Source organism: Streptomyces sp. NPDC058796, from assembly GCF_042745235.1.
Taxonomy (GTDB): Bacteria; Actinomycetota; Actinomycetes; order Streptomycetales; family Streptomycetaceae; genus Streptomyces.
Genome location: NZ_JBHYOP010000007.1, coordinates 1 through 20,738 on the forward strand (window position 1 = coordinate 1; position 20,738 = coordinate 20,738).

A 20,738-nucleotide genomic window follows, 5' to 3' on the forward strand; every position below is an offset into this window, starting at 1 on the left:
CCTCAACCCGATCGAACCGATCAGGTCGGGGTATCAACATATCTGGCGTTGACTTTTGGCACGCTGTTGAGTTCTCAAGGAACGGTCGCTTCCTTCGTACTCACCCTCTCGGGCTTTCCTCCGGGCGCTTCCCTTCGGTGTTTCCAACACTACCAGGCTTTCCCGGTGCTTCTGACCACCGTCCTGCGGGCATGCAGAAGGCGATCCAGCGATAGGATCTGACGAGTTGGTTGCTGCCGTGGCGAGGGCGCTTACTTCGCGTCGCTCAGCCCCAGACAGGAGTAATGACTCTACACGGGGCCGCGGAACGGGTGCAAATCCGTGGGGAGTGTGGTCTAGACCTCTAATCGGAACACTCATGCGGAACCGGTACTTCCTATGACATACCCTGCTGCACAGTGCGCCGTCCGGGACAGGCAGTGACGGCCCGTATACATCCCCGCCCCTGGGAGGCTTCCCATGACCACCGTCTCGTCCCCGCTCGCAGGACGTGCCATCGGACTGGCCGCCGTGCCCGATCCCGTCTTCTCCGGGGCCATGGTCGGCCCGGGTACCGCCATCGACCCCCTCCGGGAGGCCGGCGAGGCGGTGGCCCCCGTGGACGGGGTCATCGTCTCCCTGCACCCGCACGCCTTCGTCGTGGTCGACGAGAGCGGGCACGGCGTTCTCACCCACCTCGGTATCGACACCGTGCAGCTCAACGGGGAGGGCTTCGAGCTGCTGGTGAACAAGGGGGACACCGTCGTGCGCGGGCAGGGCGTGGTGCGCTGGGACCCGGCGGCCGTCGAGGCCGCGGGCAAGTCGCCGGTCTGTCCGATCGTGGCTCTCGAAGCGACCGCCGAGGCCCTCACCGATCTCCGTGAGGACGGCGAGGTGAAGGCCGGCGAGAGTCTCTTCCTCTGGAAGTGACGTCGGCGCCGTCGCAGGACGGCTGGCAGGACAACCACCGCGGCGGCGGGACCCGCCGCATTATCGGGACGGGTGAGATGGAGACAACGCTGCGAGGCGTCGGTGTGAGCCACGGAGTGGCGATCGGCGAGGTTCGGCACATGGGGACGGCGGTGCTCGAGCCGCCGGCGAAGCAGATTCCGGCCGAGGACGCCGAGCGTGAGCAGGGGCGCGCCCGCAAGGCCGTGGAGGCTGTGGCCGCCGATCTGATGGCGCGCGGCAATCTGGCGGGGGGCGAAGCCCAGGCGGTGCTCGAGGCGCAGGCCATGATGGCCCAGGACCCCGAGTTGATGGCGGACGTGGAGCGGCGGATCGCCGTCGGCAGCACGGCCGAGCGGGCGGCGTACGACGCCTTCGCCGCTTATCGTGCTCTGCTGGCCGGTGCCGGTGAGTACCTGGCGGGCCGCGTGGCCGACCTCGACGACGTGCGGAATCGTATCGTCGCGCGTCTGCTCGGGGTGCCGATGCCGGGCGTACCGGACAGCGACGAGCCCTACGTCCTCATCGCGCGCGACCTCGCGCCGGCGGACACGGCCCTGCTGGACCCGGCGCTGGTGCTCGGCTTCGTCACCGAGGAGGGCGGGCCGACCAGCCACAGCGCCATTCTCGCGCGGGCGCTCGGCGTGCCCGCCGTGGTGGCGCTGCCCGGTGCCGGGGAGCTTCCCGAGGGCACGGTCGTCGCCGTGGACGGCAGCACCGGCGAGATCTTCGTCAACCCCAGCGCGGAGAAGAAGGCCCGGATGGAGGCGGAGGCGGCCGAGCGCAAGGCCGCCCTGGCCGCCTCGACGGGGCCGGGTGCGACCTCGGACGGTCACAAGGTGCCGCTGCTCGCGAACATCGGCGGTCCCGCCGACGTGCCGGCCGCGGTCGAGGCCGGTGCGGAGGGTGTGGGTCTCTTCCGTACCGAGTTCCTCTTCCTCGACGACAGCAAGAACGCGCCGTCCGAGGAGAAGCAGGTCACTGCCTACCGGCAGGTGCTGGAGGCCTTCCCGGAGGGCCGGGTCGTCGTGCGGGTGCTGGACGCCGGCGCGGACAAGCCGCTGGACTTCCTGACGCCGGGCGACGAGCCGAACCCGGCGCTGGGTGTGCGTGGGCTGCGGACGCTGCTGGACCACCCGGAGGTGCTGCGCACGCAGCTCACGGCGCTGTCGAAGGCGGCCGAAGGTCTTCCGGTCTACCTCGAGGTCATGGCCCCGATGGTGGCGGACCGCGCCGACGCCAAGGCGTTCGCGGACGCCTGCCGCGAGGCCGGGCTGCGGGCGAAGTTCGGCGCGATGGTGGAGATCCCGTCGGCCGCGCTGCGGGCGCGCTCGGTGCTGCAGGAGGTCGAGTTCCTCTCGCTGGGGACGAACGACCTCGCGCAGTACACCTTCGCGGCCGACCGTCAGGTGGGCGCGGTGTCCCGGCTGCAGGATCCGTGGCAGCCGGCGCTGCTCGACCTGGTCGCGCTGTCCGCGGAGGCGGCGAAGGCCGAGGGCAAGAGCTGCGGTGTCTGCGGTGAGGCGGCGTCGGATCCGCTGCTGGCGTGTGTGCTGACGGGTCTGGGCGTCACCTCCCTTTCCATGGGCGCCGCGTCGCTGCCGTATGTGCGGGCGACGCTGGCGAAGTTCACGCTGGCTCAGTGTGAGCGCGCGGCGGCGGCCGCCCGGGCGGCGGAGAGCGCCGAGGAGGCGCGCAGCGCCGCTCAGGCGGTGCTGTCCGGCGAGTAGGGCCGGGCGAGGCCGTCCGCGCGGCCGCGGTGCGGGGCGCTCCACCTTCGGGTGGGGCGCCCCGCGTGCGTCAGTGGTGGTGTCCCGGTGGCAGGTGGTCGTCTCCGAGGTCCGGTGGCGCGCAGTAGTCGACGTTGGATTCCGGGGAGATGAGGTCGCCGGACTCGATGTCGGTGCAGTAGGCGTCGAAGACCTCTCCGGCGGTGAGGGGTTCCAGGCCGTATCCGCGCAGGCGCCAGCCGTGGATGCGGTCGGGGCCGCCCGGGGTGCTGACGCGCATGACGAGTCCGCCGGGGCTGTGGGTGGCCAGGCCCAGGGCGAGGACGCCCGTGAACTCCATGGCCTCGGCCTCGTCGATGTGCGGGGTGCCGTCGAGTTCGTCGTCGGCGTGGAGTACGGAGACGAGGGTTTCCGGGGAGCCGGAGACGCTGCAGACCAGGTGGCGGTTGCCCGGTGGGGCGGTCTCGAGGACACGCAGGAGGAGCCGCGATGCGCGGGTGAAGGCGGCTCGGCCCAGGTCCTCGCCGCAGGTCACGCAGCTGCCGAGGCGGGCGAGGAGGGTGGCGGCGTACTCCCGGGTGGCCTGGCGGACCGCTTCGTCGACGAGGGCGGGGAGCAGGTCGGCGAGGGGCCGGCCGTCGTAGGGGACGGTGGGGCCGCAGGCCGCCAGCTCGGCGGTGAATCGGCTGCGGCTGGCGGGGGCGTCGGGGTCGAGGCCCGCCGCCGTGCAGAATTCGGCGTACTCCTCGGGGTCGAAGAGGGCGATGGTGGTGTGGCTGCCTTGCGATGCGCGTGTCTTGAGCAGGGCTTCCACCTGTTGGAGATATGCGGCGTGGTCGTCGAAGGTGAAGCTTCGGTAGCGCCGCATGGCGCGGAAGTCGTGCTCGTCGGTGAGCAGTCCGATGGTGCCGGCGATTTCCCGGCGCAGGACGCGTCGCGTGGTCTGGTCGGTGTGCGCCATCTTTCCCCCTGTGCGCAGTCGATCAATGCTCACTCACAGTAACCGGCGGCACTGACAACGGCCTCGGGGCAGGCGTCGCGAGCCGGCCGTCGGATGCGTGGCCGGCTCGCGGAGTGCCTGGTCAGGTGCGTTTGCGAGCGAGTTCCTCGTAGAAGTGGAGCAGGTCGAGGTTGTCGATGGAGCCGGGGTTGACCGCCTTGTCCAGCGGGGTGCCCTGGAGGAGGCGCTTGACCGGGACCTCGATGCGCTTGCCGGTCAGGGTGTGCGGGATGCCGGGCACCTCGATGACCTCGTCGGGGACGTGACGCGGGGAGAGCTGTTCGCGGATGGTCTGCTTGATGCGGGTCAGCAGTGCCTCGTCGACGGTGGCGCCGGGGGCGAGGTGCACGAACAGGGGCATCCAGTAGCCGCCGTCGGGCTGTTCGACGCCGATCACGAGGGATTCCCTGATCTCGGGCAGCCGCTCGACGGCTTCGTAGATGTCGGCCGAGCCCATGCGGACGCCCTGCCGGTTCAGGGTGGAGTCGGAGCGGCCGTGGATGACCACCGATCCCCGTGAGGTGACGGTGATCCAGTCGCCGTGCCGCCACACACCGGGGTAGGTGTCGAAGTAGCTGTCGCGGTAGCGGCTGCCGTCGGGGTCGTTCCAGAAGCGGATCGGCATCGAGGGCATGGGGTTGGTGACGACGAGTTCGCCGACCTCGTCGGTCAGGGGGACGCCGCCGGGGTCCCAGGACTGCAGGTCGGTTCCGAGGCCGGGAGCCTGGAGTTCGCCGATGTACACCGGGAGGGTGGGGACCGCGCCGGCGAAGCACGAGCAGACGTCGGTGCCGCCGCTGACGGAGGCGATCCACAGGTCGGCGCCGCTCGCGGCGAACTCGTCGTGCAGCCAGCGGAAGCCGTCGGGCGGGAGCGGGGATCCGGTGGTGGCGACGCACTGGACCTTGGAGAGGTCGTGGTCGCGGGCGGGATGGACACCGGCCTTGCGGCAGGCCATCACGTAGGCGGCGGAGGTGCCGAAGAGGGTGGCGCCGGTGCGTTCGGCGATGCGCCACTGGGCGCCGGTGTCCGGGAAGCCGGGACTGCCGTCGTAGAGGACGATCGTGGTGCCGGTGAGGAGGCCGGAGACGAGGAAGTTCCACATCATCCAGCCGGTCGAGGTGTACCAGAAGAAGCGGTCCTCGGGGCCGAGGTCGCAGTGCAGGCCGAGCTGCTTGAGGTGCTCGACGAGGATGCCGCCCTGCGACTGGACGATGGCCTTGGGCAGGCCGGTGGTGCCGGAGGAGTAGAGCACCCACAAGGGGTGGTCGAAGGGCAGTTGCTCGAAGACGGGTTCCGTGTCCGCGGCCGTCAGCGTTTCCCAGTCCAGCGCGCCCTCGGGGGCCTCGCTGCCGAGGAGCGGGATGTGGACCACCGCGCGGAGGGTGGGCAGTTCGCGGCGGAGTTCGGCGACCGTTTCGCGGCGGTCGTGTTCCTTGCCGCCGTACCGGTAGCCGTCGACGGTGAACAGGACGACTGGCTCGACCTGCTGGAAGCGGTCCAGGACGCTCCGGGCGCCGAAGTCGGGGGCGCAGGAGGTCCAGACCCCGCCCACGGCGGCGGTGGCGAGGAGGGCGACCACGGCCTGGGGGATGTTGGGGAGGTACCCGCTGACGCGGTCGCCCGGGCGTACGCCGAGGGCGCGCAGTTCGCCGGCGAGCGAGCCGACCTGTCGGCGGAGTTCGGTCCAGGTGACGGGGCTGGGTTCGTGGGTCTCGTCGACGTACAGGAGGGCCGGTTCGTCCGCGCGGGTGGCGGCCGCGCGCAGGGCGTGCTCGGCGTAGTTGAGTGTGGCGCCGGGGAACCACTGGGCGCCGGGCATGGAGCGGTCGCCCAGCACGCGCGCGTAGGGCGTCGCGAAGCGTACGTCGAACCAGTCCGTGACCGCTTTCCAGAAGGTGTCGGGCTCATCGACGGACCAGCGGTGCAGGGCCGCGTAGCCGCCTCCGGCGGGCGCGCCGTGGTGTTCGGCTGCCCAGGCCTGGAACGCGGTGATCCGGGCTCGCGCGATGCGTTGCGGATCCGGCTGCCAGAGCGGCTGGGGGTTCACGGTCGACATGGGCGGCTCCCGGACTGTGCGCGTCGTGTGCGTCCTCCGCGCACGGGCTGGGGTGTGCGCGTGACGCGGCTGACAGGGACGATGCCATGTGATCGACTTCCGCACCAGGGCGCGCCCCACATAGTCGGCGTCATGAAGATGTGGTGGCGTCACGGGTGAACGGCAGTTGAACGCGTCCCGCGCGGGTGCCGGTCGGTGGCAGGGTGAGCAGCATGGACGGTCGTGACCTGGTGCGTTCGATGAAAGCAGTCGGCTCTGCGGGGGCTGCGCAGGGGTTGCGTACCGTGCGGGCGGCGTGGCGCAGGCGGCGGGCGGATGCCGCGGGGCTCCCACCGCGGGGGGCGGAGCGCGCCCGGGTGCCGGGGCCGATGCGGGAGGTCGAGCCCGGGCCCGGCGGCGGGACGGTCCGGTTCGCCCGCTCGGAGCTGCGCGTACTCGTCGCCGTGAACGGGGCGGTGTTCTGGGGGTGGGACGGGGCCGGGCCGGAGCCGTCGTACGCGTTGGCGGGCCGTTGCCCGGAGGCGGATCCGCGGGCGGTGCTGGAGCCGGACAAGGGCGGCGGCTGGCGGGTGGTGGCCGAGCGGGCGACGGTGGCCGTCTCCCGGCACGGGGCGGTCGAGGTGCGTACGCCCGGGGGTGTGGTGTTGCGCCGGGAAGCGCCGCCGCGCTGGTGGGAGCCGGTCGGCGGCGGTCCGGCGCGCTGGACGCTGCGGTCGGAGGTGGCGGCGGACGCCCGGTTCTTCGGGCTGGGCGGGCGGTGCGCGGGTCCCCGGCTGAGGGAGGGCACGTACCGGTTGTGGAACGGCGCGCGGGAGTCGGATCTCGCGTCGGGCGGGGACCGGCCGTCGGTCGCGATGCCGGTGCAGCTGGTGGTGGCGGACGCGGGGACGCACCTGGTGTTCCACGACAGTTCGTGGGACGGCACGGTGACGCTGCGGGAGGGCGAGGAGGGTGCGGGGTCGGGGCACGACCGGCCGGGGCGGAGTGTGCTGCGGATGGAGGGAGGTCCGTTGCGGTGCTGGGTGGCGGTGGGTACTCCCGCGCGGGTGCTGCTCGCCTGGGCGTCGCTCACCGGGGCACCCGCGCTGCCGCCCGCGTGGGCGCTCGGTCACCAGCACGCGCGGTCGGGCGCCGGTGACGAGCAGGAGGTGCGGCGGGTCGTCGCCGGTTTCCAGGAGCGCGACCTGCCGCTGGACGCCGTCCACCTGGGCGCCGGACATCTCGACGGCCGGCAGGTGTTCACCGTGGACGAGGGACGGTTCCCGAAGCTGCCCGTTCTCGCGGAGGAACTGCGCCGGGACGGTGTCCGGCTGGTGTCGGTCGTCGATCCCGCGGTCCCTGCCGTGCCCGGCAACGCCGTGTACGACGGTGGGACGGACGAGGACGTGTTCGTGCGGGGCGCCTCCGGGCCCCCCGTGCGTGGGGTGGCGCGGCCCGGGGAGGTCGTCTTTCCCGACTTCACGCGCGCGCGGGTGCGCGAGTGGTGGGGCGGGTGGTACGAGGAGCGGCTCGGGCAGGGTTTCGCCGGTTTCTGGCACGACCTGGACGAGCCCACGTCGTTCGCCGCGTTCGGGGAGCCGACGCTGCCGCTTTCGGCGCGGCATTCGCTGGAGGGCCGGGGCGGCGACCACCGGGAGGCCCACAACGTGTACGCGTTGTGCATGGCCCGCGCCGGGTTCGAGGGGCTGCGGGCTCTGACGCCCGGGGAGCGGCCGTTCGTCCTGTCCCGTTCCGGATGGGCCGGTATGCAGCGGTACGGCGGAGTGTGGACCGGGGACGCGGGTGCGGGCTGGCCCGGGCTGCGGGCCTCGCTGGCACTGGTGACGGGGCTCGGGGTGTGCGGGGTGCCGTACGCGGGACCGGACGTGGGCGGGGCGGACGGGAGCGCTTCGCCGGAGTTGTATCTGCGGTGGCTGCAGCTGGCGGCTCATCTGCCGTTGTTCCGCACGCGGGCTGAGCCGTGGGGGTTCGGTGCCGAGGTACTGGAGCACGCGCGCGTGGTGCTCGACGGACGGCGGCGGCTGCTGCCGTATTTCGTGACGCTGGCGTACCTGGCCCGGCGTACGGGCGCTCCCTATGTGCGTCCCCTGTGGTGGTCGGCTCCGGAGGAGCGGGCCCTGCGGGACTGCGAGGACGCCTTCCTGCTGGGCGACTGCCTGCTGGTCGCGCCGGTGCTGGACCCGGGGGCGGAAAGCCGGGCGGTGCGGCTGCCCCGGGGGCGCTGGTACGACACGGCGACGGAGCGGGCGTACGAAGGGCCCGCGCAGGTTCTCGTGGACGCCCCCGTGGCGCGGATTCCGGTGTTCGCACGCGCGGGCGCCGTGATTCCGGTGCGTGGGGAGGACGGTGGGACGGTACTGGAGGTGTGGGCGCCCGCGCGGGGGCGGACCGGCGGCGGACTGGTCGTGCCGGACGCGGGCGACGGCTGGGAGGAGCCGGAGATCGAGCGGTACGGCTCGCGTTGGGAGGGTCGGCGGGTGGTGGTGGAGCGGGAGGGCGAGGACGGCGTGTGCGAGCCGTCCCGCCCGGTCCGTGTCCGCGGGCTCGCGGAGGGCTCGGGCCCGGGGTAGCGGCGCGTCGGACGCAGCGGCAGCTCAGATGTAGCGGCCCTCGAACCAGGCCCGCACGGCCCGGGTGTGGAGCGGGAAGGCGAGCTCTTCCGCCCTGCGCAGCAGGTGCCAGCCTTCGGTCTCGCTCGTGTCGGCGGAGGGCGGGAGGCTCTCGGCCGGCCGTTCCGGCAGGAGTCCGAAGATCAGCAGGTGGCCGTCGGACGAGCTCATGGCGTCGATCAGGCGTACGTCGCGGCTCGCGGCGTCGATGCCCGTCTCCTCCTTGAGTTCGCGGACGACGGCCTGCCGCCAGTCCTCCCGGTCGTCGATGTAGCCGCCGGGCAGCGCGACGCCCCCGCGCGCGGGGGGCACGGTGCGGGTGATGACGACCAGGGCGGTGCCCTGGGTGTCGTACACGGGCTGGAGGGCGACCGCGACCGGCAGCGGGTTGCGGTAGGCCACGGTGCCGCACGCCGGGCAGGTGCGGGGCCAGCCGGAGACGCCCTCTCCGTAGGGCGATCCGCAGCTCGAACAGTGGGAGCCGGGCGCGGAGTTGGGAACGGAGGATTGAGTTTCGGACACGCGGCGGACTGTATCCGATGGCTCGGCGGGCGGCTCCGGCGGGCGGCTCAGCGGCGGCCGGCGAGGGACTTGGCGGAGACCGGGAAGTCGAAGTAGGTGTCCGGGTACGGCTCGGGCTTGTACGTGAAGTGCCACCACTCTTCGGGGAGGTTCACCAGGCCGACGTCCTCCAGGGCGTCCTTCAGCAGTAGCCGGTTGGCGCGCTGGGCGCCCTGGATGCGGGGGTCGAGGGTGTGGGAGCGGGTGTCGAAGCAGTCGTAACCGGTGCCCATGTCGACGGAGTTGTCGGGAAAGCGCTCCTCCTGGGGAGCGAAGCAGGGCACCAGGGGCTGTCCGGGGTGGTGGGGCCGGGTTGGCTTGGCCGGGACCTCGACGAGGGTGAGGTCGACGGTCGAGCCGCGGCTGTGGCCGGACTTCTCGGCGATGTAGCCGTCGGCGAACAGGCGGGTCTTGTCGACCTCCGGGTAGAACTCGGCCTTCATCCGTTGGTCGCCGAGGTCCTCGGCCCAGCGGACGAATTGGTCGACGGCGCGCTGCGGCCGGTAGCAGTCGTACACCTTGAGGGAGTAGCCCTGCCGCAGCAGGCGGGTCTGGGCCCGGTGCAGGGCTTCGGCGGCGGGGCGGGTGAGGATGCACAGGCGTTGTTGGTAGCCGTCGATCGGTTCGCCGACGAAGTTGTGCCGGGTGACGTAGCGCATCTCCTGGATGATCGTGGGGTCGACGCTGCTCAGGGACACGAAGTCCTCGGGAGCCCTGGGCTCGGGTTTCGCGGTGGCGGTGCCGGGGGCGGCGGTCACGGCGACCAGGGCGGCGAGGGCGGTGACCAGGCCACGGAGCGCGGTGGGGATACGTGTCATGCTCCCTGCATCTATCAGGCGGGGGCGGCGCGGGGGAAGTGGGCGGACCGGCGGCACGCTCCCGCGTACGCTCCGTGAGCGATTCGGAATCATGCGTGAACGTCTCATGAACTGGGCCCGGTCGGGTCCCGGGGACGCCATCCTGCTCCCGTGCGCTCCTGGACGGACACTCTCCGCTTCGCCTTCCAACCGGTGGTCAACCTGATGACCGGCGGGGTCGCGGCGCTGGAGATACTCGCCCGTCCGGAGAGCGGCGACATCCTGGCCGAGGCCCGCCGCGACCCCGAGCTCGACGGACGGCTGGCGGTGTCCGCGTTCCGCGCGGCGGTGCGCAAGGAGACCCTGCTGCCCCTGCACGTCAACGTGTTCGCCGGCACCTTGGCCGACCTCGGTGGTCTCCAGCCCCTGTACGACGCCGTGCGCGAGGCGGGGCGGATGCCCTGGGAGGTCACGCTGGACGTCTGCCCGCCGTACGCGCACGTGCCGCGGCGGGCGCTGCTGGAGGCGGTGTCCACGGTGCGGGGCCAGGGATTCCGTATCTGTGCGGACGGGGTCGGTGACGGTGACGCGCCGCTGCGGCTGCTGGCGGACCTGGCGCCGGAGCTGGTCAAGCTCGACGCCTCCTTGCTGGCGCGGCCCGCCGCGGTGCGGGCCATGCGGGTGCTCTGCGACGGGCTGGGCGCGCTGCTGTCCGTGGAGGGTGTGGAGACGGAGGCGCAGTGCGCCGCCGCGCGGTCGGCCGGCGCGCAGTGGGCGCAGGGGGAACTGTTCGCGCCGCCCGCGCGGCTGCCGGTGGCGGACGTGTACGTTCCGCCCGGCTCCCCCGGCGTCCCGTCGGCACGTCGTTCGGGTCCGTCGGTGCGGCAGTTCGTGCGGCCGGCCGCACTGCTGCCCGCGACGGCGTCGGCGGGGCGGGTACGGGCGCTGCTCACCGGGTCGCCGGACGTGTCCGGGGTGCTGCTCGTGGACCGGAACGGGGTTCCGGTGCGGTCGGTGCACCGGTCCCGCTTCCTCCTGTCGATGTCGGGGCGCTACGGGCACGCCCTCTACGCCGACCGGCCCGCGGCCAAGCTCGGGGACGTGCCTCGGACGGTGGGCGTCGACGCGACGGCCTGGGAGGTGCTGGACGTCGTGGCGGTCGGCGGCCGGGGCCGTACGTCGGACGACGTCGCCGTGGTCGACGCGAACGGACGGTGCGTGGGCGTCGTACGGCTCGCGGATCTCGTGCGGGCGCTGGCCGAGAGCCGGGTGGAGGAGGCGGCCGGGCTGAACCCGCTGACCAGGCTGCCCGGCTCGGACGCGATCACGGGTGAGGTGGACCGGCGGATCGCGGAGGGGCGGGCTCTCGCGCTGAGCTGGCTCGACGTGGACCACTTCAAGCAGGTGAACGACCGGGCCGGGTTCGCGGCGGGCGATGAGCTGATCCGGGCGGTCGGCCGGGCGCTGCAGAGGTCGGCGTCAGGGTCCACGCACGTGGGGCACATCGGTGGCGACGACTTCCTGGTGCTCACCGATCCGGAGGAGCTGGATCCGCTGGCCGCCGCCGTGCTGGACGTGCCGTGGTCGGCCGGCGGGCGGCCCGTGACGCTGTCCCTGGCGACGGTCCTGTGTCTGCCCGGGAGCGTCCCGGACCACCGGCAGGCGGCGGCGTGTCTGGCGCCGCTGAAGGAGGCCGCGAAGGCGTTGGGCGGGGCGAGTTGGGTGCTGGGCCGGGCGGGAACGCCGGGGCACGAGGTCCGGCGCGGCTCGAACCGGGCGGCGGCGCAGACGGGCTGACGGGGGCCTCCCCGCCCCGAGGGCCGCCCGGGACCGGCCCCGGAGCTGCGACGGGACCCGCTCAAGGACGATTCCCAGCGGACGGGAATCCACCCGCGACGGCCCCGGGGCAGCACGGACCGGCTGAGGGGCGGCGCGCCCCCGGTGGGAGTCGACCGCGAGCGCCCCCAGGACAGCGATGCGAACCCGGCCACGGACAACCTCCCCACCACCGGGTGTCCCGCCCACGGACAACCTCCCCACCACCGAGAGTCCCGCCCATGACAACCCCGAGGGGCAGCCACGCCGGCCGAGGGGTGGCAAGCCCTTCGGCGGGGGTTGGTCCGGGAAGGCCGCGGCACGGGTCACGAACCGTTGCGGTCGGCCACCTTGACGCTCCGCGGGTGCCGGTGAACACTTCCGGTGTCAGTCGACATCGCCGTACATCTCGGCGTATTCCGGCACTGCGTCGCGCGGGTCCTCCCGCGCTTCGAGGACCACTCCCCCACGGCCGGTCCGGCTGCTACGGCACGCTCGTCACTCACGCCCCCTCGGCGCAGGACGCCATGGGAAACGCACCCGCACGTGCGGACCGGGACCGGTCGTCCCGGGCCGGGGCCTAGGAGCCGTCATGAGCAACGGAGACATCTTCGTCGGCGAGATCATCGGCACGGCGATCCTCATCCTCTTCGGCGCCGGTGTCTGCGCCGCCGTGACCCTCAGGTACAGCAAGGCCCGGACGGCGGGATGGGTGGTGATCGCGTTCGGCTGGGGCTTCGGCGTGCTGGCCGGCGCGTACACCGCGGCCCCGCTCTCGGGCGGACACCTCAATCCGGCCGTCACGCTCGGGATCGCCGTCGACACCGGTGAGTGGGGCAAGGTCTGGGTGTACGTGCTGGGGCAGTTCGTCGGCGCGATGCTGGGCGCCGTGCTGTGCTACCTCACGTACTTCGCCCAGTTCCAGGCCAACGTGCGCAAGACCGGCACCACCGAGGGCACGGCGGACGAACCGGTGCCGACGCTCGGTATCTTCTCGACCGTCCCGGAGATCCGGAACCCCGTCGCCAACCTGATGACGGAGATCATCGCGACCGTGGGACTCGTTCTGCCGATCCTCGCCTTCGGGCTGACGGAGGGGCTCGGCGAGTCCGGGACGCTGGTGCTGATCGTCGCCCTGCTCGTCGTCGGCATCGGTCTCTCCCTCGGCGGGCCGACCGGCTACGCCATCAACCCGACGCGCGACCTCGGCCCACGCATCGTGCACACGTTCCTGCCGATCCCGAACAAGGGCACCTCCGACTGGGGTTACGCGTGGATCCCGGTGGCCGGACCGCTGATCGGCGGGGCGCTCGCCGGGCTGATCTACAACGCGGCCTTCTGACCGGCCGCCCGAGCACTCCCCCACCACCGGCCAAGCCCAAGGGGTAGCCATGACGGACCACTCCGCCACGTACGTCGCCGCGATCGATCAGGGCACCACCTCGAGCCGCTGCATCGTCTTCGACCGGGCCGGCGCGATCGTCGCCGTGGACCAGCGCGAGCACCGCCAGATCTTCCCCAAGCCCGGCTGGGTCGAGCACGACGCCACCGAGATCTGGTCCAAGACGCAGGCGGTGGTCGCGGGAGCGCTCGCCAAGGCCGGCCTGCGCGCCGACCGGCTCAGCGCGCTGGGCATCACCAACCAGCGCGAGACCACCGTGCTGTGGGACCGCGCGACCGGCAAGCCCGTGCACAACGCCATCGTGTGGCAGGACACGCGCACCTCCGGGCTGTGCCGCCGGCTGGGCGGCACGGACGGGCAGGACCGTTTCCGCGAGCAGACCGGGCTGCCGCTGGCCAGCTACTTCTCCGGACCGAAGGCGGCCTGGCTGCTCGACAACGTGCCCGGGCTCAGGGCCCGCGCCGAGCGGGGCGAGATCGCCTTCGGCACCATCGACTCCTGGCTGATCTGGAACCTCACCGGCGGCACCGACGGCGGCCGGCACGTCACGGACGTCACCAACGCCGGGCGCACCATGCTGATGAACCTCCGTACCCTCGAGTGGGACCCGTCCATCCTGTCGGCCATGAACATCCCCGAGGCCGTGCTCCCGGAGATCAGGTCCTCCGCCGAGGTCTACGGCACCGCCGTCGGGCAGCTCGCCGGCGTACCCGTGGCCTCCGCCCTGGGTGACCAGCAGGCGGCCGTGTTCGGCCAGGCCTGCTACGACGTGGGCACGGCGAAGAACACCTACGGCACGGGCAGCTTCCTGCTGCTCAACACCGGTGAGCGGCCGGTGCCGTCGAAGAGCGGGCTGCTGACCACGGTGGGCTACAAGATCGGCGACGAGCCGCCCGTGTACTGCCTGGAGGGGTCGATCGCCGTCACGGGGGCCCTGGTGCAGTGGTTCCGCGACCAGCTGGGCATCATCCGCAGCGCCGACGAGATCGAACCGCTGGCGGCGAGCGTGGCGGACAACGGCGGCGCGTACGTCGTGCCCGCCTTCTCCGGGCTGTTCGCCCCCTACTGGCGCTCGGACGCGCGCGGCGTCGTCACCGGACTCACCCGGTACGTCACCAAGGCGCACCTCGCGCGGGCGGTGCTGGAGGCCACGAGCTGGCAGACTCGCGAGGTCGTGGACGCCATGTACGAGGACTCCGGGGTGCGCATCACGACCCTGAAGGTCGACGGCGGCATGACGGGGAACGGTCTGCTGATGCAGCACCAGGCGGACGTCCTGGGCGTGCCGGTGATCCGGCCCCGGGTCTCCGAGACGACCTGTCTGGGTGCCGCGTACGCGGCCGGACTGGCCACCGGTGTGTGGAACGGCCTCGACGAGCTCAAGGCGCACTGGCGCCCGGATGCCGAGTGGACGCCTGCCATGGAGGCGTCGGTGCGGGACCGGGAGCACCGGAACTGGCGCAAGGCGGTGGAGAAGAGCTTCGGGTGGCTGGAGGACGGCGACGGCTAGGCCGCGGGCGGACGACGACCTCGTCCGTCTCCGGGGAGGCGGTCAGGTCGTGACGGTCCGGCGGCGGTCCGCGGCCTGGGCCATGGCGTGCTGGACCACTCCGACGAGGACCTCCTTGACCGACTCCCGGTCGCGTGCGTCGCACATCACCAGTGGCACGTCCGGGTCGAGGTCCAAGGCCTGGCGGACGGTCCCGGCCGGGTAACGGGCCGATCCTTCGAAGCAGTTGACGCCGACCAGGAACGGGATGGAGCGGCGTTCGAAGTAGTCGACGGCGGCGAAGCAGTCCTCCAGGCGGCGGGTGTCGGCCAGGACGACGGCGCCGAGCGCGCCCTCGGAAAGCTCGTCCCACATGAACCAGAACCGCTCCTGGCCGGGCGTGCCGAAGAGGTACAGGACCAGGTCCTCGCGCAGGGTGATCCGGCCGAAGTCCATGGCGACGGTGGTGGTGTGCTTGGCCTCCACCCCGCTGACGTCGTCGACGGGCCGCCCGGCCTCGGTGAGCAGTTCCTCGGTGCGCAGCGGCCGTATCTCGCTGACCGCGCCGACGAGGGTGGTCTTGCCGACGCCGAAGCCGCCGGCCACCAGGATTTTGAGCGTGACGGGTTCGACCGGCGGCTTGCCGCGCTGAGAACGCCCGAAGATCATCGATCTCTTCTCCTTAACGTGCCGCTTGCCGTGCCATCATGCCGGTTCGCGGTGTTCCCATGCCGGTTCACAGTGCCCTCAGCCCGTTGATCACGTCGCGCAGGATGCCCTCGTCCGGCAGTTCGGCCGGGGGTACGGGCCGGTTCACGCGGACCAGTTCGCTGTCCACGAGGTCGCCGACCAGGACCCGTACGACCCCCACGGGCAGGTCCAGTTCGGCGGCGAGTTCGGCGACCGACAGGGGCGTGTGCCGGCACAGACCGACGATGTCCACGTGCTCCGGGGCGAGCGTGACGTCCGCCTCCGGGTCGTCCGCGTGGGGTTCCGTGACGACCACCGCGATCAGGTCGAGGCGGTGCTGGCCCGCACTGGAGGTGCGGCCACGCGTCATGGCGTACGGACGGACGACGGGGCCGGCCTCGTCGTCGAACCAGTGGTTGCTTCCCTGACCGTCTGCGCTCATGTCGTCCTGCTTACCCACCCGAGGGCAGATCGGTGCGCGGGGCGGTGCCCAGGTGCGCGCCGACCCGCTTCACGAGGAGGGTCATCTCGTAGGCGACCTGGCCGACGTCGGAGTCGGCGTCCGAGAGGACGGCGAGGCAGCTGCCGTCGCCGGCCGCGGTGACGAACAGGAAGGCGTCGTCGAGTTCGACGACCGTCTGCCGGACGCTGCCCGCCTCGAAGTGGCGGCCCACGCCCTTGGCGAGGCTGTGGAAGCCGGACGCCACGGCCGCCAGGTGCTCGCTGTCCTCCCTGGTCAGGTCCTTGGACGCCCCGGTCGCCAGCCCGTCGCCGGACAGGACGACGGCTTTGCGGATGCTCGCGACACGGTCCACCAGGTCGTCGAGGAGCCAGTTGAGCTCGCCGGACTTGGTGGTGGTCTGGCCGGTCGCCTTCGGTGCGGTCATCGACCGTCCCCCTTAGTCGTTCCTCGTGGTGCTTGTGGTGCTGTGCCGCCGGGGACGTCGTCCCCCGCGGCGTTCTCCCTGCGGCCGCGCTGCCAGCCGCGCTGGAGCGAGGCCATGCGGCTGCGTACCTCCTCGGCGTCCCGGTCGGCGGGGTCGGGGCGGTTCTCGGCCGGTCTTTCGGTGCTCTGCCTCAACTGGGGGGCGAGGTTGGCCTGCCGTACGCGCCGGGGCAGGGCGTCCGCCCCGGATTCGGCGGCGGGCGGTGTGCCCTGCGCGCCGGGCGCGGGGCCGGTGCCGCGGGTGCGGTGCTCGCCGTCGTGAGCCGAAGGGCCCCCGGGTGTGGGAGACGCGCCGCGGCGGCGGGACGGCAGGGAGGGCAGCGCGTCGGTCTCCGCGCGGTCGGTGCCGGTGCTGCCTCGGCCGCCGTCACGGACGCCGGCTCGGTTGCCGGCTCGGTCCTCGGCCCGGTTCTCGCGCCGTCGGCGGGCCGGGAGCGCGGGTGGCTCGCCCGGTCGTTCCCGCGGCGTCGTCCGGATCTCCCTCCGGGCCGAGTCCTTGGCGGGCGTCTCGTCCGCCTCGTCCCGACCGGCCCGCTGGGGGACCGGCCGCCCGTGCGAACTGACCAGTTTCGGGGTCCGGCGGCGGGGCAGTGCGACCGGCCCGCTCGCCGGTTCCTCGCCCCGGGGTGACGCCGCGTCGTCGTCCCGGTCCTGGCGTCGCCCGTCCGAGCGGCGGGCAGCCGGCGGGTCGTCGTCCGTGGTGACGAGGGAGCGGCGCGGGCGGAACAGGCCGCCCTGTTCGCCGTCCTGGTCGCCGAGCCCGCCCGCCAGGTCGTCCAGGGCGTCCAGGTCGACGGGCGCCTCCAGTTCCACCGGCCCGTCCAGTACGGGGGACGGGCGTCCCGGCAGCCGTGCGGGGACGTGGGCGAGGGCGGCGCGGCGGCTCTCCTCGCGCTCCTTTTCCGTCACGTCAGGGCGGTCGAGACGGAAACCGACGCCGTTGGTGTCCGGGGCGTCTTCCGTCAGGAGCGCGTCGGGGACGAAGACGACCGCCGTGGTGCCGCCGTACGGGGAAGGCTGCAGGGACACCCGGACGTTCTGCCGCTGGGCGAGCCGGCTGACGACGAACAGGCCGAGCCGGTCGGTGTCCGACAGCTCGAACTCCGGTGTCTCGGCGAGCCGGAGGTTGGCGTCGAGGAGGGCTTCGGCCGCCATGCCGAGGCCCCGGTCGTGGATCTCCAGGGTGAAGCCGTTGGCGACGCGCTCGCCCAGGACCTGTACGGCGGTGTGCGGTGGGGAGAACACCGTGGCGTTCTCCAGCAGTTCGGCCACGAGGTGGGTGAGGTCGGCGACGGCCAGGCCGGTGACGGCGACGCGGGGCAGCCGGCGGACCTCGATCCGCTCGTAGTCCTCGACCTCGGCGACGGCGGCCCGCACCACGTCCATGAGCTGGATCGGCTTGCGCCACTGCCTGGACGGGGCCGCGCCGGAGAGGATGACCAGACCCTCGGCGTGCCGGCGCATGCGGGTGGTCAGGTGGTCGAGGCGGAAGAGGTCGGCGAGTTCCTCGGTGTCCTCGGTGCGGCGCTCCATGGTGTCCAGCAGGGTGAGCTGCTTGTGGAGCAGGACCTGGCTGCGCCGGGCGAGGTTGACGAAGACCTCGGAGACGCCGGCACGGAGTTCGGCCTGCTTGACGGCGGCCTCCACGGCGGCGCGCTGGAGGGTGTTGAGTGCCTGGCCGACCTCGCCGATCTCGTTCCTGTCGTACTCCAGGCGCGGCACCTCGGTCTCGACGTCCACCTCCTCGCCCGCCGACAGGCGGCGCATCACGCTGGGCAGGCGGACGCCGGACGCCTCGTGGGCCTCCAGGCGCAGCTGCCTGAGGTCGCGGATGAGGGAACGGCCGACGCGCACGGACAGGAAGAGGGAGAACAGCAGGGCGATCAGGCCGAGGGCACCGGCGATGACCACCTTGGCGATGGTGTTCGTCGCGACCGGGTCGACGCGGTCCTGGTAGCGGTCGGCGGCGTGGTCGTCCAGGTCGCCCAGTTCGTCGAGGACGCTGCCCGCGGCGGTGTCCCAGCTCTGGGCGGTGACGCCGCGGGGCATCCCCGCCTCGGTGGAGACGGCCGCCTGTTCGGCGGTCCGCAGGGGGGCGGAGGCGGCGTTCTTCCAGAAACGCTGGTAACGGCCGCGTTCGGCGGCGGGCAGCAGCGGGAGGTTGATGTCGTACATCATCGTCCGCTGGGCGACGAGGTCGGAGACGTCCCGGATCTCGGCACGGGTGAGCCGGCCGGTGACCAGGGCGGAGCCGAGGAGGGCGTCCTCGCGGGAGAGCAGCTCGCGCGCGCGGGAGACGTTGACGAGTGCGCGGTACTGCTTGTCCAGGTTCACGTCGTCGACGACGTGAAGGTTGGCGAGCAGTTCGTGGCAGGGGTCGACGAGCCGGTTGTAGAGGCCGAGGGCCTGTGCGCGGTCGACGGTGCCGTCCTCGACGCTGCGGCGAAGCGAGCCGATGCCCTCGAAGGCGTCCAGCACGGCGGTGAGCCGCTCCTGTTCAGCCTGGCCCATCGCGTCGCGCACGTCGGCGTCCGCGGCGCCCCGGCGGATCTCGGCGACGGCCTCGTCGGTGGCGGCGCGGCTGCGCTCCAGGGCGGCCAGGCCGTCGGAGGCGCGCGGGTCGGCGAGGTGAACGAGTGTCTGGCGGCGTTCCTGCTGGAGGACGCGGACGGTGTCCTCGACCGGGTAGCCGATCTCCTCGACGACGGTGGTGACGTCGAACAGGCGGCTCGCCTCACGTCCCGTGAGCACCGTGGCGAAGCCCCAGATCGCGGTCAGGGAGACCAGCGGCACGAGAAGCAGCGCCACGATCTTCCGGCGGATCGACTTCCCGCGAAAGCGCATGGCCTCCCCCAGCTCGTCCCCCACCGGCAGGGGGTACACATGTGCGTCAACAAACGGCGCGAGCCTACTACTGACACACAGGTAACTCGAAGACCTGTCCGGAACCCGAACCTCCGCACCGCCGTACGGCGATGGTCAGTTGTCCGGCCATTGCGGGAGATTGCCCACCGGGATCCGGCGGCGGGCGGGGTGGGGCGCCCCGCCTGCAGAGCGGGTGGGTTGGCCGGATTTTTTCGACCGGGCGGGCTTCCCGGGAATCTTGAGCGGCCGTCGTTCGTCCTTCACTACGGGAAATGGAGGCGGAATCGGCCACAGGAGCCGCATCCCACCTCCGGGCGGCGTAAAGCAGCGCAAGCCGGGCAGCCAGAGGGGAGCCGTGTCCGCGGACACGGGCGTGCGGTTTGCAGGCGGTGGGGAGTGACATGGTGATGGGCACGGCGGAGCGGCGCAAGGCGCCCGAGGACGGTGGTGCGGCCGGGTCGACGGCCCGCTCGGTGCGCGAGGCGCCGGATCGTGACATTCCGGCAGCGGGACCGGACGCGCCGGGGCAGGAGCGGCAGACGCGGGCGGACCGGCACGGAGAGCCTGAAGAGCGACCGGCCTACCGGCCGTTGTGGACGGAGGAGCCCGCCCGGCGGCGCCGGCTGCCGGATCCGGTGCGTACGGCGGCCGTGCGGGCGGTGCTGGTCGTGGCCGTGACGCTGATCCTGGCGATGGTGGCCTTCCTGTGCACGTTGGCCGGGTCCTGGCTGGCGTTCCCCATGGTGCTCGGCAGCGTGGCGGGCACGGTGGTGGCCACGTGGGGCGTGCTGGACGTGTGGGTGACCCGGCAGGTCTGGAACCAGCGGCACGGCGTGGTGTCCGTGCCGAGCAGCACCGCGCGGGCGATGCGGCGCGAGCGGCGACGGGCAAGGCGGCAGGCCCGGTCCGCGGAGCGGGCGCAGGAGCGGATACGCGGGCGGGGCGGCGCGGGGCAGTTGTCGCACCCCTGAGCCGCCCGGGAGGGCTCCGTTCACGGCTGAGCGGGCCCGAACAGTTCGGCCTCCCGGGCGAGTCCGCGTCGGGCCCGCGTGAAGGAACGCGGTCGGTCCCCCGCGAGCACCGCGGTCGTCCGGCCGTCCCGTTCATAGCGGGCGAGGAATCCGTCCGCGCCCGGAGCGCCGTCGTGATGCCGCCCTCGGTGATACGGGCGCCGGCCGGTGAACTGGATGCGGGCGCCGTACTGGTCGGACCACGGCTACGGCACCTCTCCGGCGCTCCGCACGGTTCGCCCGGCGAGCAGGTTGGTCACGCCGACGCGGGGCTGCCCGGTCGCGGAGGTCCAGTGCTCGGCGCGCGTGCCGCCGACGCGGGCCACGTCGCCGACGGCGACCACCTGCGGGAGAGACATGACGCAGCCGTCGTCGCACAGGACTCCGTCGTTCAGCGCCAGCGGCGAACCGGCCGGCCAGGCCCGTGCTGGGCGCGGCGCCGACGCCCACCACGTCCGCCGGCAGGGTGCGTCCGTCGGAGAGCGCCACGGCGGTGACGGCGGCCGTACCTCGCGCAGCGGCGGCGGCTCGGCTGGACATCTCCCAGGAGGGTGTTCCGGTCTGCCGCGAACCCGCCGACGAACTGGGTGAGACGTCGAACATCGCGGTGCTCGACGACGACGCGGCGGACAACATCATGCAGGCCCGCGGCACCTCCTCGGTGAGGCGCAGAACTGACTCGGCCGGCACACCCCACGGCGCGGCGAGCCGGCGGCCGTGGCGGACCGGGGCTGCGCGATCACCCAGAAGGAACTGGAGATCGGGCTCGCCGCCGTGGCGGCGCCCGTGCGCTCCTGCCGAAGCCGGCCGGGCTATCCACCGGGTCAACGTCCAGCAT

Annotated in this window: 17 protein-coding genes and 1 pseudogene; 8 read left to right on the forward strand and 10 right to left on the reverse strand. The window is 72.7% G+C overall.

What is annotated here, in order from left to right:
- The first annotated feature begins 459 nt into the window (after window positions 1-459).
- Window positions 460-909, forward strand: a complete 450-nt coding sequence (locus ACFW47_RS18340) for a PTS glucose transporter subunit IIA (RefSeq protein WP_386289002.1) — start codon at window positions 460-462, stop codon at window positions 907-909.
- A gap of 77 nt (window positions 910-986) precedes the next feature.
- The gene (gene ptsP / locus ACFW47_RS18345; protein WP_386306335.1) at window positions 987-2,657 is read left to right on the forward strand and encodes a phosphoenolpyruvate--protein phosphotransferase; all 1,671 of its coding nucleotides are present in this window, start codon (window positions 987-989) and stop codon (window positions 2,655-2,657) included.
- A 70-nt stretch (window positions 2,658-2,727) separates the two neighbouring features.
- Here ptsP and ACFW47_RS18350 read toward each other — a convergent pair whose 3' ends face one another.
- Complete coding sequence (locus ACFW47_RS18350; protein ID WP_386289004.1) at window positions 2,728-3,618, reverse strand: hypothetical protein; 891 nt, start codon at window positions 3,616-3,618, stop codon at window positions 2,728-2,730.
- 121 nt (window positions 3,619-3,739) lie between these two features.
- Entirely contained in the window at window positions 3,740-5,716 is a 1,977-nt protein-coding gene (locus tag ACFW47_RS18355; protein ID WP_386306337.1) for an acetoacetate--CoA ligase, read from the reverse strand.
- Window positions 5,717-5,928: 212 nt separating this feature from the next.
- Here ACFW47_RS18355 and ACFW47_RS18360 point away from each other — a divergent pair, with 212 nt between their 5' ends.
- Window positions 5,929-8,286, forward strand: a complete 2,358-nt coding sequence (locus ACFW47_RS18360) for a glycoside hydrolase family 31 protein (RefSeq protein ID WP_386306338.1) — start codon at window positions 5,929-5,931, stop codon at window positions 8,284-8,286.
- Between the two features lie 24 nt (window positions 8,287-8,310).
- Here ACFW47_RS18360 and ACFW47_RS18365 read toward each other — a convergent pair whose 3' ends face one another.
- Window positions 8,311-8,847: an NUDIX domain-containing protein gene (locus tag ACFW47_RS18365; protein ID WP_386306339.1), complete on the reverse strand. Its 537-nt coding sequence runs from the start codon at window positions 8,845-8,847 to the stop codon at window positions 8,311-8,313.
- 47 nt (window positions 8,848-8,894) lie between these two features.
- Window positions 8,895-9,704, reverse strand: a complete 810-nt coding sequence (locus ACFW47_RS18370) for a M15 family metallopeptidase (RefSeq protein ID WP_386306340.1) — start codon at window positions 9,702-9,704, stop codon at window positions 8,895-8,897.
- 150 nt (window positions 9,705-9,854) lie between these two features.
- On the opposite strand from ACFW47_RS18370, the gene ACFW47_RS18375 reads away from it, so the two are divergent.
- The 3 genes from ACFW47_RS18375 (at window position 9,855) to glpK (ending at window position 14,410) form a co-directional block, all read left to right on the forward strand.
- Entirely contained in the window at window positions 9,855-11,480 is a 1,626-nt protein-coding gene (locus ACFW47_RS18375) for an EAL domain-containing protein (RefSeq protein ID WP_386306342.1), read from the forward strand.
- A gap of 610 nt (window positions 11,481-12,090) precedes the next feature.
- Window positions 12,091-12,840 carry an MIP/aquaporin family protein gene (locus ACFW47_RS18380; protein WP_386306343.1) on the forward strand — a complete coding sequence of 250 codons (750 nt, stop codon included), beginning with the start codon at window positions 12,091-12,093 and terminating at the stop codon, window positions 12,838-12,840.
- A 49-nt stretch (window positions 12,841-12,889) separates the two neighbouring features.
- Entirely contained in the window at window positions 12,890-14,410 is a 1,521-nt protein-coding gene (glpK, locus tag ACFW47_RS18385; RefSeq protein ID WP_386306344.1) for a glycerol kinase GlpK, read from the forward strand.
- A gap of 42 nt (window positions 14,411-14,452) precedes the next feature.
- On the opposite strand, the gene ACFW47_RS18390 is transcribed toward glpK, so the two are convergent.
- The 4 genes from ACFW47_RS18390 to ACFW47_RS18405 all read right to left on the reverse strand — a co-directional run bounded on the left by ACFW47_RS18390 (window position 14,453) and on the right by ACFW47_RS18405 (window position 18,869).
- Complete coding sequence (locus ACFW47_RS18390) at window positions 14,453-15,058, reverse strand: ATP/GTP-binding protein (protein ID WP_386289020.1); 606 nt, start codon at window positions 15,056-15,058, stop codon at window positions 14,453-14,455.
- 67 nt (window positions 15,059-15,125) lie between these two features.
- A complete protein-coding gene (locus ACFW47_RS18395) occupies window positions 15,126-15,521 on the reverse strand; it encodes a DUF742 domain-containing protein (RefSeq protein WP_386289022.1) in 396 nt (131 codons plus the stop codon).
- Between the two features lie 10 nt (window positions 15,522-15,531).
- Window positions 15,532-15,966 carry a roadblock/LC7 domain-containing protein gene (locus tag ACFW47_RS18400; protein WP_073730732.1) on the reverse strand — a complete coding sequence of 145 codons (435 nt, stop codon included), beginning with the start codon at window positions 15,964-15,966 and terminating at the stop codon, window positions 15,532-15,534.
- Entirely contained in the window at window positions 15,963-18,869 is a 2,907-nt protein-coding gene (locus ACFW47_RS18405) for a nitrate- and nitrite sensing domain-containing protein (protein WP_386306495.1), read from the reverse strand. Before ACFW47_RS18405 ends, ACFW47_RS18400 begins: the two co-directional genes overlap by 4 nt.
- A 422-nt stretch (window positions 18,870-19,291) precedes the next feature.
- Here ACFW47_RS18405 and ACFW47_RS18410 point away from each other — a divergent pair, with 422 nt between their 5' ends.
- Window positions 19,292-19,861, forward strand: coding sequence for a hypothetical protein (locus tag ACFW47_RS18410; protein WP_386289024.1), 570 nt, complete (start codon window positions 19,292-19,294; stop codon window positions 19,859-19,861).
- A 20-nt stretch (window positions 19,862-19,881) separates the two neighbouring features.
- On the opposite strand, the gene ACFW47_RS18415 is transcribed toward ACFW47_RS18410, so the two are convergent.
- Together ACFW47_RS18415 and ACFW47_RS18420 are read right to left on the reverse strand one after the other, a co-directional pair.
- Window positions 19,882-20,079: a hypothetical protein gene (locus ACFW47_RS18415; RefSeq protein WP_386306496.1), complete on the reverse strand. Its 198-nt coding sequence runs from the start codon at window positions 20,077-20,079 to the stop codon at window positions 19,882-19,884.
- A gap of 27 nt (window positions 20,080-20,106) precedes the next feature.
- Window positions 20,107-20,259, reverse strand: coding sequence for a hypothetical protein (locus tag ACFW47_RS18420; RefSeq protein ID WP_386306345.1), 153 nt, complete (start codon window positions 20,257-20,259; stop codon window positions 20,107-20,109).
- 158 nt (window positions 20,260-20,417) lie between these two features.
- Here ACFW47_RS18420 and ACFW47_RS18425 point away from each other — a divergent pair.
- Window positions 20,418-20,695, forward strand: a pseudogene (locus ACFW47_RS18425) (IclR family transcriptional regulator); the annotation flags it as partial.
- Between the last annotated feature and the right edge of the window lie 43 nt (window positions 20,696-20,738).